The following is a 17203-nucleotide window of genomic DNA, read 5'->3' on the forward strand; positions in this document are numbered from 1 at the left end:
TGCCGCAAGGCATGTTCCGCAATGGAAAGCGGGCTTTTTGAACGACCTCTGAATGGAAGGGTGTAGTTATGGCAGCGTCAGTCACCTATAGCGTGATTGTACCCATGTACAATGAAGAACTGGTAATCGAGCATACGTATGAACGGCTTAAGGAAACAATGGATGAGGCGGGAGAGCCTTACGAGCTTATCTTTGTTAACGACGGGAGCAAGGACCGGACGGTGGAACTGGTATCCCTGATCGCAGAATGCGATCCCAATGTCCGGCTGGTTGATTTTTCGCGGAATTTCGGCCATCAGATCGCGATTTCGGCAGGCATGGATTATGCAAAAGGCGATGCTGTTGTCGTTATCGACGCTGATTTGCAGGATCCTCCATCCGTCATACTCGCCATGATCGAGAAGTGGAAGGAAGGCTACGAGGTTGTTTACGGACGCAGACTGAAGCGCAAGGGCGAAACGTTGTTCAAGAAGCTGACGGCCAAAGCGTTTTACCGCTTGCTTCGTAGCATGACCAATGTGGATATCCCGCTGGATACGGGCGATTTCCGGCTGATTGACCGCAAGGTATGCGACGTGCTGCGCGGATTAAAGGAAAAAAATCGTTTTGTGCGCGGCTTGATCAGCTGGATCGGCTTCCGGCAAACGAGCGTGGAATATGTGCGCGAGGAAAGATTTGCGGGAGAAACCAAATATCCGCTCAAAAAGATGATTTCTTTTGCGCTGGACGGGATCACCTCCTTCTCTTACAAGCCGCTGAAAATCGCAACCTATCTGGGATTTATACTATCGTTAAGCAGCTTTGTTTATTTGATTATTGTTTTGTATCAAGGGTTATTTACGAATACCACATCCCCGGGCTGGGCGACGATCGTTGTGCTCAATCTGCTGTTTAACGGCATTATTCTCATTTTGCTGGGAGTTATCGGGGAATATATCGGACGTATTTATGACGAGTCGAAGGACCGTCCGCTCTATATCGTAAGGGAAGCAAGAGGGTTTGAAGCATCTTCGGCCGAAACGGCGACTGTTGGTCAATCAACGGACTCCGCTAACCCGGAAAACGCCAAAGGGCTGGGGAAATATGTATAATTCCGGCAAAAAGGACTGGGTACCCCAGTTATTCAAATTTGGTTTGGTCGGTGTGCTCAATACGCTCATCGACTTTGCCGTTTTTACGCTGCTTATTGTGATGTCGGTGCATTATGCGTTGGCTCAGCCGGTTGCTTATTTGGCCGGGATGGTTAACAGCTATTATATGAACAGGGCATTTACCTTCTCGGCGCGAAAAAGAGGGCAGGAGATTTCTGTGCCTGCCGCCCGAGGTGGAGATTGGGGCCGGAAGCTTCGTTTTCTGATCTGGAATCTCGTCATGCTGGGATTGTCCGTCGGGCTGATAGCGCTGGCTACGGAAGTAGCGGGACTTCACGAGATGGTGTCCAAAGTGCTTGTGACGGGACTAATCGTTGTTCTTAATTTTGTGGGAAGCAAGTTGTGGGTTTTTGCAGAGGCGCCATCTGTAAGCAAAGAGCACTAAATGGGGAGGAGACCGCAAATGAAAAAATTATTGGCCTACAGCTTTGTAGCCATCGGCCTTCTGCTGTTGGCGTACCCCGGAGCAAGTCAGTGGTACAACGACCGGCAGCAGCAGAAATTGCTTGAAGCCTGGGAAGCCAGCGCGATGCAGGAGGAAGCTTCGCAGGAAGCGCGGCAGCAATATGACGGGCTTACGAATTTGTTTGCGGAAGTTGACGGGGATAACGGCTTGCCTGAGGCAACCTCCTTCGAAACACAACCTGCCGCCAGTCAGCAGCCTGAACCAACCAAACAGCCGGCTGCGTTAAATGCAATCGCAAGCATCAAGATTCCAAGCATCAAGCTTAATCTGCCCGTGCTGGAAGGCGCTACGCAAAAAAATATGAAATATGCCGCGGCGCATCTGAAAGAAACATCGCCGCTTGGCGCTGTAGGCAATGCGGCGATCGCCGCTCATCGCATGAAAGCCCGCGGCAGCTTGTTCAATCGCCTGGACGAAGTGAAAGTCGGCGACAAAATTATTGTGGAGACGAAAAACGAAACGTTCACGTATACGGTTTACAATGTGTCCATCGTAGAGCCGACTGACGTATCGGTCCTCAATTACAATCAAACCGACAAAAGGCTTACGCTGATTACCTGTGATCCCATCGTCAATCCGACGCATAGGCTGATCGTGCATGCCGAAATGAGTTAGACGGCAGCCGTTAGCTGTCATAAAAGGAATATTGGCCGGCCAGGGCAACTCTTTCCCACACTGAAGAGGGTTCTCCTGGCCGGTTTTCTGTTATAGCCAACAATACCCGGCGGCAACCGCCTATTTACCCCCAGTTCAAATCTCCCTCTTCATCGCCAATCCTCGTATCCGCGAGCATTTCCGGCATTCACCTTTTTTGTAATCGTTATGCTTGCCTTGTTTCCGTCCTAATAGATTTTCCACCAATTGGATAGGCATTTGTGTATAGGCTATACCGTATTTGCCTAAATTTTAAGCAAGGAATTGACGGTGACCGCAGTTCAAACTATAATAAACACATGAATGATTGTTCATATGTTGAGGGATGGTGATGCTGTTATGGAAGCTTCAACTGAAAAGGTGAAACGCTCCTTTATACTTGAAGGGTTGGATTGCTCAAATTGCGCTATGAAGATAGAAAGCAATATCCGGAAGCTTAAAGGCGTTGAGGATTGCTCCGTTAGCTTTGCGACCAAAACGTTGACAATGGGAGTGCCGAAGGCGCAGGAGCAAGAACTGATTAAAGAAGCCACACGTAAAATCAAAGAGCTTGAGCCTCACATTCAGGTGATGGACAAAAATGCTCGCAGTTCTCGCAGGCTTCAAGGCGGGAATCTCAATGGCGGCCATGCTCATTCCCATAGCCACTCCCATAGTCAAGGTAATGCTTATGGCAATGAAGAGGGGCACGGCGCTCACGAGCATGACCACACGGATGATCATGGCCATGATCATGGGGCCTCCAATACAAAAATAATGATTATTCGTTTGATTGCGGGCTCCGCGCTGCTGGCGGCAGGGGTTTGGGCGCCTTTATCAGCTACTTATGAGTTCGTTGCCTTCCTGCTTGCTTATCTTATGATTGGCGGAGATATTTTGCTCAGATCGGCCAAAAATATATCGCGCGGCAGAGTGTTTGACGAGCATTTTTTAATGAGTATTGCAACGATAGGCGCCTTTATCATTCAGGAATATCCCGAAGGCGTGGCCGTCATGCTGTTTTATCAGGTTGGCGAGCTGTTTCAAAGCATTGCAGTTAATCGGTCAAGAAAATCCATTAGCGATCTGATGGACATTAGACCCGACTATGCAAATGTAAAGCTTGGCGAAGAAACGAAACGCGTAAATCCCGAGGATGTTGAAATTGGTCAGTTGATTGTCATTAAGCCAGGTGAAAGGGTTCCGTTGGACGGAAAGGTAGTAGAAGGCATCTCCGCAATGGATACCTCTGCTTTGACGGGTGAGTCTGTACCGAGGGAAGTGGAGCCGGGCCAAGATGTATTAAGCGGCTTTATTAACAAAAATGGCGTTTTGACTGTGGAGGTCAGCAAGGTATTTGGGGAATCCACCGTCTCCAAAATATTGGATTTGGTCGAAAATGCCAGCAGCAAAAAGGCGCCTACTGAAAACTTTATAACAAAGTTTGCAAAATACTATACGCCGGTTGTTGTTATTGTGGCGGCATTAATGGCCGCAATCCCTCCACTGCTTCTGGAGGGCGCGACATTTTCGGAGTGGGTTTACCGGGCGCTTGTTTTTCTCGTTATTTCTTGTCCTTGCGCGCTAGTTGTATCCATTCCGCTTGGCTTCTTCGGCGGGATAGGAGCTTCCTCACGGAATGGCGTGCTTGTTAAAGGCAGCAATTACCTGGAAGCGTTAAATGATGTTAAGTATGTCGTATTCGACAAAACGGGAACCTTGACCAAAGGGGCATTTACGGTTACTTCGATTCACCCGCAGTCCGGATTGACCAAGGATGAGCTGCTCCGATATGCGGCATATGCGGAGATTCATTCGAATCATCCCATCGCCCATTCCATTCGGGCGGCATATGGCAGCGAGCTTGATGAGAGCCAAATCGCCGAATACAATGAGGTTTCAGGTCATGGCATTCAGCTGCGATTTGAAGGAAAGGAAATATTGGCGGGGAATCGTAAATGGATGGAAAAGGAGAACATTAATTTTTCGGCTTCAACGGATATTGGCACTATCGTTTATGTCGCGATCGACCGGACTTATGGTGGTTATCTGGTTATATCGGATGAGATAAAGGAAGATTCGGCTAAAGCTATTAAAGCGCTGAAGTCCCTTGGTATTGCCAAAACGGTGATGCTGACAGGCGATTTGAAGGCGGTTGGCGAAAAGGTAGGTCAGCAGCTGGGCATTGATGAGGTTCGCGCCGAGCTTCTTCCGCAAAATAAAGTTGAAGAGATCGAGAAGCTGGATAGCCAAAAGGGCAAACGGGAGAAAATTGCTTTTGTCGGAGACGGAATCAATGATACCCCCGTACTGGCAAGAGCAGATGTCGGCATTGCGATGGGCGGTCTGGGATCGGATGCAGCCATTGAAGCCGCAGACATCGTGATTATGACGGATGAACCTTCCAAGCTGGCTTCGGCTATTTACATCGCCAAAAGAACAAGACGAATTGTTTGGCAAAATATCGGTTTTGCGATGGGGGTCAAAGGATTATTCCTCTTGCTAGGGGCATTTGGCGTTGCATCTATGTGGGAGGCTGTTTTTGCCGATGTTGGAGTAACGCTGATCGCCGTTATTAACGCAATGAGGGTGCTCAAAACAGAGCCGAAGCTTTAACATTTTATTGAGAAACCTCCTGATCCCTTTTATAGCGGGCGCAGGAGGTTTTTCTACCGTTAAACGCAGTTGCTCATCTTTGAGAGAGGTCTGAATAGAGGTTTTCTCAAGAGGGCTTAAGCGATAAAAGGAGGCCGAGAAATGGACAGAGAACAACTAAAATCAAACCGATAATAAAAACCATTCTTTTATTTTCTTTGTAACTCCAATAAAGCAACCCGATCGAATAGAGGCCAATTGCAATCAACAGCAGACCAGGAAGGCTGAATGACAGGCTGAGGTCCGAGCCAGGGGACGTGCCGTTCAGATATTGAAATAGCCAGGAAACGGCTGGCGCTTCAAATTCGCCTTCATGCGGTGGCTCTTGCACGCCCATAAAAGCGGTAATCATCAGCATCACAAAAGCGATAATGGTTTCTGCGCGGAGCCACCACTTCAGTCTGGCCGCCAGCAAACCGTCTTTGGTTATCTTTGCTACAAAACCGTTCATAAAGCCGAGAAGCAGCAGGGGCAAAAAAACGAGATGTTTTAGCAATAAAGCCTCGCCATAATTTAGACTCCATGAGTTCAAATAGCCTTCGACGATTAAAGCCATCATGACGAAGCCTGCAGTGACGATAATTAGAATACAGGCGATTGCCAAGGGAGTAAACCAGCGAACAAATGCCTTCCAGTTCCAGGGGCCTTGAGCAAACCAGGCTACTATCAACAGAGTGCCTAACCAGGCAGACATAGCTGCTACATGAAGTGATTGCGCCAGTAGTCCCCAAATCGGCGAAAAGCTGGCGGGGTGACTGGCCCAGCCGTGGGCGATGATCAACATTCCCCATAATACAGAAAGTGCAATTCGGATTGTTTTTTTCTCCGGATTAAACAGCATGGTCAAGGCATACATGGCCGTACTGATAAAGAGAATCGACAACCATGCATTGCCGAATGAATAGTCTTTTAGCACAATAATCAAAACTTGAACAAAGGTCAGGTTGGTTGCATATTCCTGCAGCATCAAGGTTGTCCGAAAAATCGGCACAAACGAAAATACGGATATTCCCAGCAAAGCATATTGAAAGAGTGTAGGCAGCTTTCGCAGGGAGGGCTTGGCTTGGTCTGGGACAAAGGAAAGCAGCAAATAGCCGCCGCTAAAAGCAAAAAAGAGATACAGAAGCGTCTCGGAAATATAAATATACATAAGTTCCTCCATGAATATTTTATAAGACTACAAAACATAGTATAATATGTTTTGAGATGATGAGGAAGAAGTCCTTCAAGTAATTAGCCTAATGGAGGTAAAGATGAATAAGAAAAACAAAAGCTCGCGAACTCTTGTAATTTATACGCTGGTCATTATCGTGATCTTTGGGACTTTGTTTGTCATGAATCAGGCGGGGGAAAAGAAAGCGAAGGGCAATCAAGCAACGGCGGAGGCTCCCTCAATTAGTGGACAGCCGATTGCCGGCACTGAAACGGCAAAGATTTCAATCGTAGAATTCGGGGATTACAAATGCCCCTCCTGCAAAGCGTGGGGAGAGCAGGTTTGGCCGCAACTGAAGCGTGATTACATTGATACGGGTATAGCATCGTTTGCGTATATCAATACGTTGTTTCACGGAGCTGAATCCAAACTTGCGGCACAGGCAAGCGAAGCCCTCTATATCAACGCCCCGGATCGATTCTGGGAGTTCCACAAGGCGTTGTTTGATGAACAGCCAGACATTGATCATGACAGTTTATGGGTAACGGAAGCCAAGGTGTTGGAAGTCGCGACAGCTGTTGTTCCTGATCTGGATTTAGAGTCATTTAAGCAGGATATGGCGTCAGCGGAGATACAAGAAAAGCTGGATCAGGATCAGGCGCAGGTGGATAAGTTCAACATACAACAAACGCCTACGATTATGGTAAACAACATTGTGATTGCCAACCCGTTTGATTACGACGCCATCAAAAAAGCAATCGAACAAGAAATTCAATAGAGGAGGCATGTCTCCGTGCGGTTCATCAAGCAATACAACTTGTATTTTGCTTGGCTTGTTGCTGTGACTGCAACATTGGGCAGTCTATATTTTAGCGAGATTAGAGGATTTATTCCCTGTGAATTATGCTGGTTCCAGCGTATATTAATGTATCCTCTAGCCATTATTTTAGGCATTGCCGCTTTTTATGAGGACGACAAGATCAAAAGATATGTATTGCCTCTCTCCATCCTTGGCATTTGTGTCTCGACCTATCATTACATGAAGCAAAAGCTTCCTTGGCTGAATGAAATTCAACCCTGCACACAAGGCGTACCGTGCAGCACAGAACACTTTAACTGGTTAGGCTTTATAACGATTCCTTTTATGGCGTTAACGGCTTTTGTGCTGATTACTCTTTTGTTAGCATTCAAAAGAAAATAATGGTTCATCGAAGCCGAGAAGGTCGAAGCTATTCTGGCTTTTCTCAAAGAAATCGCCCCGTCCCGTATAGTAATTGGGGCAGGGCGATTCCTATTTCTCGATGGGTCAGCCTCTTCAGCTACAGCGGCTAAACGCGCTTGATTTGATAAAGGTCGCCGTTTAACCGCCCTTTGATGCGCAGCCAGTCTCCCACTTTAACCTCTTCTGTATTGCTTAAGCCCTTAATAAGGATCTCCTGGTCCAATCCATGCACAAAAAGCGGAAAGTTGTCCTGATGATTATGATAGCGAAAAAGGCGCTTAACCTCTCCAAAAACAACATGCTCCGAACGATCGCCTACCAAAGTAAGCTGTGCGCCTCTGGCTTCGTGAGGAGGTTTTTCACGATCCCATTCCAGCGGCTTATAGTTTCGGTGTTCCATATATAGCGACACGGTGATTTCGTCATCAACTAGCGTAAACGTGGAATGTTCGCCTTCCCGCGCGAAAGCCCCCGGTGCAAATAATTCAAATTGAAACGAAAATCCGTTTTCTTTTTTTACAACGGCTAAATCCCGAACGCTCCCGCCTAATTTAACTCCGGCAATTTTGCAGGCAAAGATATCCTCGTGCTCAAGCTGGGCTTGTCTTTCATTAATCCGATGCTTCATCCAGTTTACAAAATAATGCTCAAACGACGGACTTTTTACACGGAAGCCTTGGCCATGGCAGGTATCGATGGATATGACTTTGCCGGCAAGTTCGCCGCTGACGATTAGTAAATCGTAATAGCCGCAGCCGTCATTATAAATGGCGAGCGTGCCTTGCAGAGCGAGAAGAGCCAAACGGTCATATTCCTCTTCTTCCAGGTCGTCCGGCAGGTTATCCTGTGCTTCGTTTTCAAGGTAATAGTAGTTGCATTGCTCCTCGATAAACGGCTTGCTCATGTAAGTCCAATCCAGTTCCTCGGACTTAAATACGTTTTTCAGCGGATCTGCCGCTTCGGACAGGGGTAGCGGAAATTTACGATGCTCCTTTCCTCCGTTCCCGATATGGAGCAGGAAGTCCCGAAATCCCGGAGGAAGGATAATGTGGCTTTTTTTCTCGAATTGCCGTACTTCGTCTTCAGAAAGGGCAGGATTAGGACTATAAGGGCTTGCGCCATTATATAAGCTGCTGTATTTCTCCAATAATTCCAACACTTCAGCTATGAAGGGGCTTTGGCCTTGCGGCGTTTCCTTCTGCAATCCTTTGAAACGGTTTGTTAGGGTTGATATCAGCTTCTTGATGAGTGCTCGCTCCTTAATACAGTTTTAAATAATATAAAAGCTCAAACATTTGAGATAAAAACGTTGTATGGTCAAAATTTCTCCCTTGTTTTAAATCACTTATCATGTTCTGAAGTTTATTCCACTTTCGAAGCATGATTAAATCCGTCATTTTATTTTCGGACTCCCGTATCGCGTTCAAATTCGGCATGTATCTGGCGACTACTTCCTCATAGGTTATGTATTCGGTATCGGCATGAGAAAGAGGGGGATTGGAAGCCTCCGGATGAAAAACATAAGTTGGCTGGCGATTTCTCATTTGCGCCAATCGGTCCCATTTTTTCTGCCGCCTGATTTGGATGAGCTTTTGCTTAAACATCTTTTCGATCCTGTTCTCCTGAATTGAAGAGAGAGGAAGACCAATGATGATTTGTGTTTTCAACTCTTCGGTTAGTGGAAGCCCGCTATAATCGCCCGGCAATTCCCACCCCCTCTCATATCTAAGAAGGATTCCATCACGTTCAAGGTCGATTTTATGAAATCCGTCCGTAATATCTTTTATAAGTTCTGCAGACATCATCGTATAATTGCCCAGACAAGTTTCGCCAAGCCGGTACGTTTTATGTTCCTTGCGATGATGGACGACGTAGCAAAAACGGAGCGCTTTGCCGCATTCGCATTTATAGGGGCGATTGCCGTAACCGCCGTCTACTATTTCGTTCAGCTCCCAGTCATTTAATTGTTGCCAGACCTCATCTATTGAAATGCCGGGATGCAGCACCACTCCTTTTTTGTGGGCAAGCTTCTCCAGCCATTTGCTTTTTTTGCCTTGCTTCAAATAGTTTTGTAAAAAGTCCGACTGCTCCTCATTCAACAGTTGAACTAATCGATTAACTTCCTTTTCGGTTAAAGGAGACGGCATTTCTTTACCTCCGTTCGAGCTGGTCCCAACCCCCTTATCATACCATATAATTACAGGTCGTGGAGGGGCTGAGGGGTTATCATCGTTCTCGACCCGAAGCAGTATCTGTCGAAACCATTCATGCAAAATTTCCTTTCGTGTGAAAACGTAAGGAATCGTAAATCAAGAAGTTTGCGGCACAAGCGCAGTGCCCATTTTATATAGATACAGCACCACTCGGTTGCCCTCTTCATATGATAAGTTGACTGTATCCCTTGACCTTGTTATACCACAAAAACCCGAGCAAGGAGGGGTGACAAACTTTGAAGGGTAGCGACCACAAGAGCAAGTTTTTATTGACGCATCGTGAACGAGAGGTATTCGAGCTGCTGGTACAGGACAAAACAACGAGGGATATTGCCAAGCAACTTTTCATCAGCGAGAAGACCGTTCGCAATCATATCTCAAACGTTATGCAAAAGTTGAACGTCAAAGGTCGTTCGCAAGCGGTTGTCGAGCTGATCAAGCTTGGGGAGTTGCAAATATAACAACCAAATAAGCTGAATGAAGACAGCATGCCATTATGCTGTCTTTTTCGTGTGGCAGGGATGCTCCAAGAGGTACAGTTTGTGGTATTATGAAAAGAAGTCACTACATTTGGCTGGAAAAAACGGGAAATGATAAAATCGAAGTTGGCGAGGGATTCCATGTTTAAATTGACGTTTCTATTTCTTTGGCTGTATTGGCTTCTGGGCAATCCAATCGTAGCCATTCTTGTATTGCTTGTTGTATTGTATTTGCTGGACCGCCGTTTTGTAGGCATTTCGCCCAGCATTGTAAAGCCGCTTAAGCGGTTTTCCAGAATTCGCAAGCTGAAGGGACATATCGCGGGATCGCCAAATGATGTATCTGCCAAGCAAGAGCTGGCGCGTCTGCTGATTGAACGGAAAAAATTCAAAGAGGCGCTGCATTTGCTGGAGCCGCTGCAAAGGACGCTGGAGGATTCCGCGGAATATTGGGATGCGCTGGGCCACTGTCTGGCGGAAACCGGCAAAATCGATCAAGGCATAGCCAGCATGAACAAAGCGTTGGAGCTGAATCCAAGGGTCAAATACGGGGCGCCTTATCTGCGGCTTGCCGATATTTATGCTGCCGCCGATGCGGAGAAGGCGCTGAACAGCTTGCAGCAATTTCAACAAATCCAGTCCTCGTCCTGTGAAGCGTATTACCGAATGGCGCAGCTGTACAAAAAGCTTGGCCGGCTGAATGAAGCCAAAGCGGCTGCCAGTGAAGGACTGGCGATGTACCGCACGTTGCCCCGTTACAAAAAACGTTCCGAACGGGGTTACGCAGTTCGGCTGCTGTTCAAAAAATGACGGGTAAAGGGGCAAGAGGCAATAGATGCGGCGCAATATTTGGTTCATTGCAATCGGAGTAATTATAGCAGCCATTTTAATTAATAATTCGATTTATTACTTTTTGGCCAGGCAAACGCTGGAGGAAGCCCATCATAAAGAAATGCTGGCGCTTTCTGCGCAAATCGAGCTTTCGGTGGAGCAGTCCAGAATCGGCGCGGAGCTGTATGAGGAAGGGATCGCCAGAGAGCTGCGCGCCGCTTCCATAGCGGCACAATATGCGCTTGATCCCGATGTGGACAACGTGACGAACGAGCAGCTGCGGGAGCTCAGAGATAAGCTGGAGCTTTCCCATATTTCATTGCTGAAAAAAACAGAGGACGATATCGTCATTCATCGCTCCTCCGATCCCGGCCAGCTGGGTAAAAGCACGAAGTCATGGGAGCCTTGGCATGATTATTTCGGGCAGCTGTTCCGTCTTGAGCCTGTTGGCGAGGATTGGCTTGGTCAAAGCATGAGCCATTTCTGGAGCGGTCCTTTTGAAGTTTCCTCTACGGAATTGGATAAGGTGTACAAATGGGGATATTATTTTGACGGCGCAACAAACTTCATTACCGATCCTTACGTCAATTTTCAAAGGCAGGATGTCTACAATAAAGTAACAGGCGTGGACAGGCTTATCTCCAGTCTGGAGGACGGCAGAGAATCACTGCTTGAGGTTACGGTAATGAATCCGCGCACATTCCCCGACGGAATATGGTCAACCGAGGAAAGCGGCGAGGTGCGGGAGCATTTTGTCCAGCGGCCGATTCTTTACGGGCAATACCATTTCAAAATGGAACATGACGTAGCTGCCGTTCAAGAGGCGTACCAGACTAAAAAGCTGGTTGAGCTGGAAGAGACTGTAGAGGGCAAACGGGTTCATAAAATGTTTGTGCCTGTTTTTATTACGGATAAAGGAATCAGCATAACCGACGAATCCGGGAAGGCTATGGATGCTTATGTCATTTCGATTGCTTCGGACTACGATATTTTGAGGGACGGGCTGAACTCGCAGTTTTTAAATTTGGGACTTATTATTATTTTGCTGACGGTCATCAGCCTTGCCATTGCTCTTGTTGTGATGCGTTATTATAAAGGAACAAGGGAAAAAGCGGTAGGCGTAGCCCAGCAAACCTATGCCGATGAAATCAACAGCATGTTCCAGGCGATTCGGGCGCAACGGCATGATTTCCTGAACCATGTGCAGACCATCCATTCATTGGCCGTCCTGAACAAAAGCCAGGAGCTTGCGGCTTATACCAAGGAGCTGACAGGCGAAATTCGTTTGATGAATGATATCATCAATATCGGAAATCCGGCGATTGCCGCTTTGATCCGTTCAAAGGTTTCGCAGGCGGAAAGCTACAGGATTCATTTCCATTGCAGCTTTAGCGGCCTGGATGTGAAAGGCATGGGCGTCAAAACGCTGGACATGAATCGCGTATTGGGCAATCTGATCGACAATGCGTTTGATGAAGTGCTAAAGCTCGATGAAGCCGAACGCAATGTTGTGCTGGAGGTCAGGCAAAACGAACAGTTTATCGAAATCGATATAGCAAATCCCTGCAAGGATGCTCAGCATTTGGCGAAGCAGCCCCTGTTCCAATCCGGGTTTACCACCAAAAAGAAGGAGCATCAAGGGCTTGGCCTGTTTATCGTTAAATCCATTGCCGACCGGAACAAAGGAACGGTCAAGGTGGAACCAAGAGGCGACAATGTCATTGCCTTTGTGGTTACATTGCCACTATAAGATGACATGAGGAATGCCGCATTCGAGATTGGTTTCTCGAAGCGGCTTTTTTTTTGGTATAATGATAAGATGCAAGAAAACGGGAAGGAACGGTGAGCGTTTCCTATGCACGTGAACAAAGGGCTTTTTTCCAATTTCGAAAAGGATATGCGTGAGCATCTGTCCCTGCCTGATCTCAAGAGGGGCTGGACTGTCTATATAGAAGGAAACGTAGACCAGGTAAAGGAAGTTGTACACAATACGATAACCGGGATTGTAAGAGGAGACGATTTGTGCGCGGTCGTAATGGACTTCGACAATTTTCGTTACATCTCTTGCACTTGCCCTTATGACGGTTACTGCATGCATATGGCGGCCGTCTTTTTTCAATGCCTTGCCCAAAATGAAGGCGAGCAGGAAGCGAAGCAGTCTTATTTTCGAATGATGGGTATATCCGCGGCCAGCGCACTTGTTGCTGCAGGGGATGGGTCCAATCGCGGCAATGATGAGACGTTTAAAATGGAGCAAACGATCCAGCATCCGGAAAAAGGCGGCGAAGCGCCCGCCCATTCGCTTTTAAGCTGGTTCAACGAAATGGATGAAATGTACGGCGATACCTGGCAGAAATGCCGCCATTCGCTTCATGCCCTGCAGCCCGTATTGTCAGGGTTAAAGGGCGTTTCGAAAAACTGGGATAAACCGATGCTGAGGCTTCATTGGATCGCTTCGATTGTATTCGTCATGGAGCAGGCGGAGCGCGCTATAAATACAGTAGACAGCTTTAGCCGCTATTACCATGAGATGTCATTCCTCCGCATGGCGGAGCCGTGGATCGAGCACGCTTACGGGCTGATTGCGGAAATCGACGCTCCTGGCCTTGAGGGGGAGGAGCTTTCCATTCTGAACGACCTGACCGCTTATGTGCGGAGAAGAGCGTTTCTGGATGAAAAGCAGCTTTTTGAGTGGCTGCAGCTTTATATGGCGATTTGCGAAAATTTGTCTGTTAACGAAGCCTGGTTCCGTCATGAGCTTTCGTATCTGACCGACAGGCTGGACGGAATAGAAGAAGACGAGCAAGGAAGCGGAGACAGGCTTCACGCCGCTGCCGGGATGATGCATTATTTTGCGCAGGACGACAGGAAGGCCATACAGCATTTTCGCCAGTGCAGCTTTGAGCGTAATCAACGCCTGATTTATCCCTGCGTAGGTGCCAGGATTAATGAGGAGAACTGGGAGCTGGCGGAGGAATGGATGGTCTATTTGTTCGATAGCCTAAAAGGGGTTCGGAGCGCCAGAAACATCGGGCCGTTTATGACGTTGTGCAGGTATGGCGACGCGGCGCGGCCGGATCTGCCGCAGTGGAATCAATACATGATGGAGCTTTTGCCGTATTCCTACTCTGACCTGTCGGAGCATTGGATCGAGATGAAACGATTCCGCGACTGGGCCGATCTGCAGATGCTTATGGGCGTAAAGCCGGAGGATCACAACGCCGCGACGCTGCGCGATGTGGGCAAGGCCGATCCTCAATGTCTCATACCGCTGTACCATCAGTCCATTGAAGCCGCCATTCAATCAAGAAATCGCCAGAGCTACCGTATGGCGGTCAAACATCTGAAGAAGCTGGAGAAGCTGTACAAGGCGGTTAAGGAGGGCAGTCGCTTCGAAACGTATTTGTCCAGGCTGGTTGCAAAATACCAACGGCTGAGAGCGCTGCAGGAAGAACTGTGGAGGGGTAAACTGATACAATGAGAAACCTGGCAAATCTGCGTCAACTGTTGGTGGACGGGATGTGGAATGAAGAGGACGGCCAGCCGGGCGTACTACTCTGGAGCGGCGACCGCAAGGATATGCCGGAGGGAAAGCTGCGTTCCTTGCTGTTTGCCTGGCATAAAGGGTCATGGTACGGAAGCGATATTGATGAAACCCGCAACAACGGGCAAAGCGTGCTTAAGCTTTCTCCGCTTCAGGCGATGGATTATCTCTCCAATCCGCTGCCTGTCAATTTGCTTCAAGTGGACTGGAGCCCAAGGCTGCATACGTTAAGGAAGATGGCAATTGGCATCCGGGACATAGTGCTGAACGGCTGGTTTGTTCCGGATTGGGATGTTTGGGATGAGGATCGGCGCGGCTGGAAAGCGGCTTTTCCCGAGGCATTTTCGGAGCAAGAGGAGAGTTGGCGGGGGTTGCTTCAGTCGGCGGAAGAAGAGGGCGACGGCGAGGCAAAACGATGGCTTGGGGCCGTCGTCGAGGAATGGATCGCTGAAAGCGCCGAGGTTGGTAAAGCATGGAGCGACATCGGCCGATCCGTTGGCGAAAGCGTAGTAAGGCATAAAGGCGTAGACGAAGAAGAGTGGCTGATCGCGATCGGGCTGGAGAAGGATGTGCTGCCGTTTCGGGTTGCTCTGCAGCTTAGCGAACCGGGTCCGGGACATGGCTGGAGTCTGCGTCCAGCTGTTCAGGATCAGAACGGCGGGGCCTGGCTGCCCATTGCTTGGAGCGGCGGAGAAGCTGCTGTCATAAGTGAAGAGGAAGATGGTGCGAAGCTGCCGGAGGAATGGGTGGAGCTGCTGCCCGTCAAGCTGATGAAGGAAACGGCAAAATGGTTGTCCGTGCTCCCTGATCTGGCTGAACAAAGGGATGTTGACGAGCCGCTGCTGCGGCAGGAGTTAAGCGAGGACGAGGCTTGGTATCTGCTCCAGCACGGCAGCGTTGCTCTTCTGGAGGCCGGATGTCCGGTTCTCCTGCCCGCCTGGTGGGAAGCGGCCCGTTCCAGAAAGCTGAAGCTTAGAGCCAAGCTCAAATCATCGGTTGGTTCGGCTGCGCAGCCGATGTTTGGCTTGAACCAGATCATGCAATTTGACTGGAAGCTGGCGCTTGGCGACGTGGACCTGTCCGAAGCCGAGTTTATGGAAATGGCGGAGCAGAACAGAAAGCTGTTCCGGGTCGGGAATGAATGGGTGCATCTGGACCCGCAGGATGCCGAAAAAATCAGGTCATGGTTAAACCGCGCAGGCAAACGAAAGGGACTTACTTTCCGCGATGTGCTGGAGATGCATTTGCGCGGCGAAAGCGTGGCGGATGTTAGCGATGATCCCGAAAGCGATCTTCGCGCCGAGGTGGAGCTGAATCAGCATTTGGAGGCATGGCTCAGCCAGCTTCAGCACATCTCCCATATCCCGCAAGCCAATGTGCCCGTAACCTTCAAAGGCGAGCTGAGGCCTTACCAGCTGGAGGGCGTATCCTGGCTGCTGTTTCTGCGCCGTTTCGGGTTAGGCGGAGTATTGGCCGACGATATGGGTTTGGGCAAAACGATTCAATTTATGGCGTACCTGCTGTGCATCAAGCATGAAGAGCTTGGCATAGACGGTCCCTCGTTGCTTATCTGTCCAACCTCCGTCATCGGCAACTGGGAGAAGGAGCTGGCGCGTTTTGCTCCCGAGCTTAACGTCATGCTTCATTACGGAAGCAGAAGGTTGAAGGGCGAGGAGCTAAGGGAAGCGGCGGCCCGGCAGGATCTTGTCATTACTTCCTATTCGCTCGCTCAACTGGACGAAGAAGAGCTGGAGGGAGTCTCCTGGAACGTCTTGTGTCTGGACGAGGCGCAAAATATTAAAAACGTCTATACAAAGCAATCCAGGGCTATCCGCCAATTGGAGGCAAGACATCGGATCGCGCTGACTGGCACTCCGATGGAAAACAGGCTGACGGAGCTTTGGTCGATCTATGATTTCATCAACCCCGGTTATTTGGGTTCGCTGCAGGACTTCCGCCGGGCGGTCGTAGCGCCAATCGAGAAAAACAGGGATGAAGGACTGATCAGCGGCTTGCAGCGCTGGGTCAAGCCGTTTATGCTGCGGCGGGTGAAGAAGGATCCTGCTATTCAGCTTTCCTTGCCCGATAAAATCGAAACCAAGAGCTATATGACGTTAACGACGGAGCAAGGCGCATTGTACGAAAACATGGTATCGGACTTGCTGGAAAAGCTGGATACGTTGGATGCGATGAGCAGGCGCGGGCTGATCCTGTCGACGCTGACCAAGCTGAAGCAGCTATGCGATCATCCCTCCTTGCTGCTGAACGAAAATGCGGGCAAAGAATGGGACCCCGAACGCTCCGGAAAAACGTCGCGCCTGCTGGAAATGTGCGAGGAAATTGCCGCCGAGGGCGAACGCTGCCTGATTTTTACCCAATACGTGGACATGGGCAAGCAAATTCAGCTCCTGCTTGAAAATAAGCTGGGCATTGAAGTTCCTTATTTGCATGGCGGGGTGCCGAAGCAGAAGCGGGATGAAATGATCAGCCGTTTCCAATCGGAGGAAGTGCCTGGCTGCGCTTTTGTGCTTTCGCTCAAAGCGGGTGGTACGGGACTTAACCTGACTGCGGCCAACCATGTTTTCCACTTTGACCGCTGGTGGAATCCGGCGGTGGAAAACCAGGCAACGGATCGTGCGTTCCGCATTGGCCAGACGCGGCGGGTGCAGGTGCATAAGTTTATTACGCTGGGTACGCTGGAGGAAAGGATAGACGAAATGATCGATAGCAAGCAATCCTTGAATGATCAGGTCGTCAGCCAGTCGGACCAATGGATTACGGAAATGAGCACGGATGAGCTGCGCGAGCTGTTTGCGCTGCGCGACGGCTGGATGAAGGAGTAAGCCAAAGGAGGGC

The 17203-nt window shown here is 49.0% G+C and carries 14 protein-coding genes; 11 read left to right on the forward strand and 3 right to left on the reverse strand.

The window, feature by feature from the left end; genetic code table 11:
• Positions 1-68 precede the first annotated feature (68 nt).
• From ACX93W_RS11610 to ACX93W_RS11625, 4 genes are all read left to right on the forward strand, one after another.
• Positions 69-1091, forward strand: a complete 1023-nt coding sequence (locus ACX93W_RS11610) for a glycosyltransferase family 2 protein (RefSeq protein ID WP_459392537.1) — start codon at positions 69-71, stop codon at positions 1089-1091.
• On the forward strand, positions 1084-1536 hold the full coding sequence (locus ACX93W_RS11615; protein WP_459392538.1) for a GtrA family protein: 453 nt from the start codon (positions 1084-1086) through the stop codon (positions 1534-1536). Before ACX93W_RS11610 ends, ACX93W_RS11615 begins: the two co-directional genes overlap by 8 nt.
• Before the next feature lie 18 nt (positions 1537-1554).
• A complete protein-coding gene (locus ACX93W_RS11620) occupies positions 1555-2232 on the forward strand; it encodes a class D sortase (protein ID WP_459392539.1) in 678 nt (225 codons plus the stop codon).
• 378 nt (positions 2233-2610) lie between these two features.
• Positions 2611-4866: a heavy metal translocating P-type ATPase gene (locus ACX93W_RS11625; protein ID WP_459392540.1), complete on the forward strand. Its 2256-nt coding sequence runs from the start codon at positions 2611-2613 to the stop codon at positions 4864-4866.
• A 106-nt stretch (positions 4867-4972) separates the two neighbouring features.
• On the opposite strand, the gene ACX93W_RS11630 is transcribed toward ACX93W_RS11625, so the two are convergent.
• Positions 4973-6055, reverse strand: coding sequence for a copper resistance D family protein (locus ACX93W_RS11630; protein WP_459392541.1), 1083 nt, complete (start codon positions 6053-6055; stop codon positions 4973-4975).
• A 103-nt stretch (positions 6056-6158) separates the two neighbouring features.
• Here ACX93W_RS11630 and ACX93W_RS11635 point away from each other — a divergent pair, with 103 nt between their 5' ends.
• Both ACX93W_RS11635 and ACX93W_RS11640 read left to right on the forward strand, forming a co-directional pair.
• Positions 6159-6836, forward strand: coding sequence for a DsbA family protein (locus tag ACX93W_RS11635; RefSeq protein WP_459392542.1), 678 nt, complete (start codon positions 6159-6161; stop codon positions 6834-6836).
• 15 nt (positions 6837-6851) lie between these two features.
• Entirely contained in the window at positions 6852-7259 is a 408-nt protein-coding gene (locus ACX93W_RS11640) for a disulfide oxidoreductase (protein ID WP_459392543.1), read from the forward strand.
• Between the two features lie 127 nt (positions 7260-7386).
• Here ACX93W_RS11640 and ACX93W_RS11645 read toward each other — a convergent pair whose 3' ends face one another.
• The gene (locus ACX93W_RS11645) at positions 7387-8427 is read right to left on the reverse strand and encodes an SMI1/KNR4 family protein (protein WP_459392544.1); all 1041 of its coding nucleotides are present in this window, start codon (positions 8425-8427) and stop codon (positions 7387-7389) included.
• A gap of 112 nt (positions 8428-8539) precedes the next feature.
• On the reverse strand, positions 8540-9427 hold the full coding sequence (locus ACX93W_RS11650; protein WP_459392545.1) for a hypothetical protein: 888 nt from the start codon (positions 9425-9427) through the stop codon (positions 8540-8542).
• A 302-nt stretch (positions 9428-9729) separates the two neighbouring features.
• Between ACX93W_RS11650 and ACX93W_RS11655 the strand changes: the two genes are divergently transcribed.
• The 5 genes from ACX93W_RS11655 (at position 9730) to ACX93W_RS11675 (ending at position 17190) form a co-directional block, all read left to right on the forward strand.
• Complete coding sequence (locus ACX93W_RS11655; RefSeq protein ID WP_068681647.1) at positions 9730-9954, forward strand: helix-turn-helix domain-containing protein; 225 nt, start codon at positions 9730-9732, stop codon at positions 9952-9954.
• Positions 9955-10113: 159 nt separating this feature from the next.
• Positions 10114-10782 (forward strand): tetratricopeptide repeat protein, encoded by a 669-nt coding sequence (locus tag ACX93W_RS11660; protein WP_459392546.1) that lies wholly within the window; start codon positions 10114-10116, stop codon positions 10780-10782.
• Between the two features lie 25 nt (positions 10783-10807).
• Positions 10808-12553, forward strand: a complete 1746-nt coding sequence (locus tag ACX93W_RS11665; protein ID WP_459392547.1) for a sensor histidine kinase — start codon at positions 10808-10810, stop codon at positions 12551-12553.
• Between the two features lie 105 nt (positions 12554-12658).
• Positions 12659-14284: an SWIM zinc finger family protein gene (locus ACX93W_RS11670; RefSeq protein WP_459392548.1), complete on the forward strand. Its 1626-nt coding sequence runs from the start codon at positions 12659-12661 to the stop codon at positions 14282-14284.
• Positions 14281-17190 (forward strand): DEAD/DEAH box helicase, encoded by a 2910-nt coding sequence (locus ACX93W_RS11675; RefSeq protein WP_459392549.1) that lies wholly within the window; start codon positions 14281-14283, stop codon positions 17188-17190. The genes ACX93W_RS11670 and ACX93W_RS11675 overlap by 4 nt, the downstream gene beginning before the upstream one ends.
• Positions 17191-17203: the final 13 nt, after the last annotated feature.

The sequence above is a fragment of the Paenibacillus sp. CAU 1782 genome, assembly GCF_054551715.1.

Excerpts from the sequence above, each read along its gene's own strand:
- ACX93W_RS11675 (WP_459392549.1), top strand. The coding sequence starts at position 14,281 with ATGAGAAACCTGGCAAATCTGCGTCAACTGTTGGTGGACGGGATGTGG.
- ACX93W_RS11625 (WP_459392540.1), top strand. The coding sequence starts at position 2,611 with ATGGAAGCTTCAACTGAAAAGGTGAAACGCTCCTTTATACTTGAAGGG.
- ACX93W_RS11660 (WP_459392546.1), top strand. The coding sequence starts at position 10,114 with ATGTTTAAATTGACGTTTCTATTTCTTTGGCTGTATTGGCTTCTGGGC.
- ACX93W_RS11610 (WP_459392537.1), top strand. The coding sequence starts at position 69 with ATGGCAGCGTCAGTCACCTATAGCGTGATTGTACCCATGTACAATGAA.
- ACX93W_RS11635 (WP_459392542.1), top strand. The coding sequence starts at position 6,159 with ATGAATAAGAAAAACAAAAGCTCGCGAACTCTTGTAATTTATACGCTG.
- ACX93W_RS11670 (WP_459392548.1), top strand. The coding sequence starts at position 12,659 with ATGCACGTGAACAAAGGGCTTTTTTCCAATTTCGAAAAGGATATGCGT.
- ACX93W_RS11615 (WP_459392538.1), top strand. The coding sequence starts at position 1,084 with ATGTATAATTCCGGCAAAAAGGACTGGGTACCCCAGTTATTCAAATTT.
- ACX93W_RS11650 (WP_459392545.1), bottom strand. The coding sequence starts at position 9,427 with ATGCCGTCTCCTTTAACCGAAAAGGAAGTTAATCGATTAGTTCAACTG.
- ACX93W_RS11665 (WP_459392547.1), top strand. The coding sequence starts at position 10,808 with ATGCGGCGCAATATTTGGTTCATTGCAATCGGAGTAATTATAGCAGCC.
- ACX93W_RS11620 (WP_459392539.1), top strand. The coding sequence starts at position 1,555 with ATGAAAAAATTATTGGCCTACAGCTTTGTAGCCATCGGCCTTCTGCTG.
- ACX93W_RS11630 (WP_459392541.1), bottom strand. The coding sequence starts at position 6,055 with ATGTATATTTATATTTCCGAGACGCTTCTGTATCTCTTTTTTGCTTTT.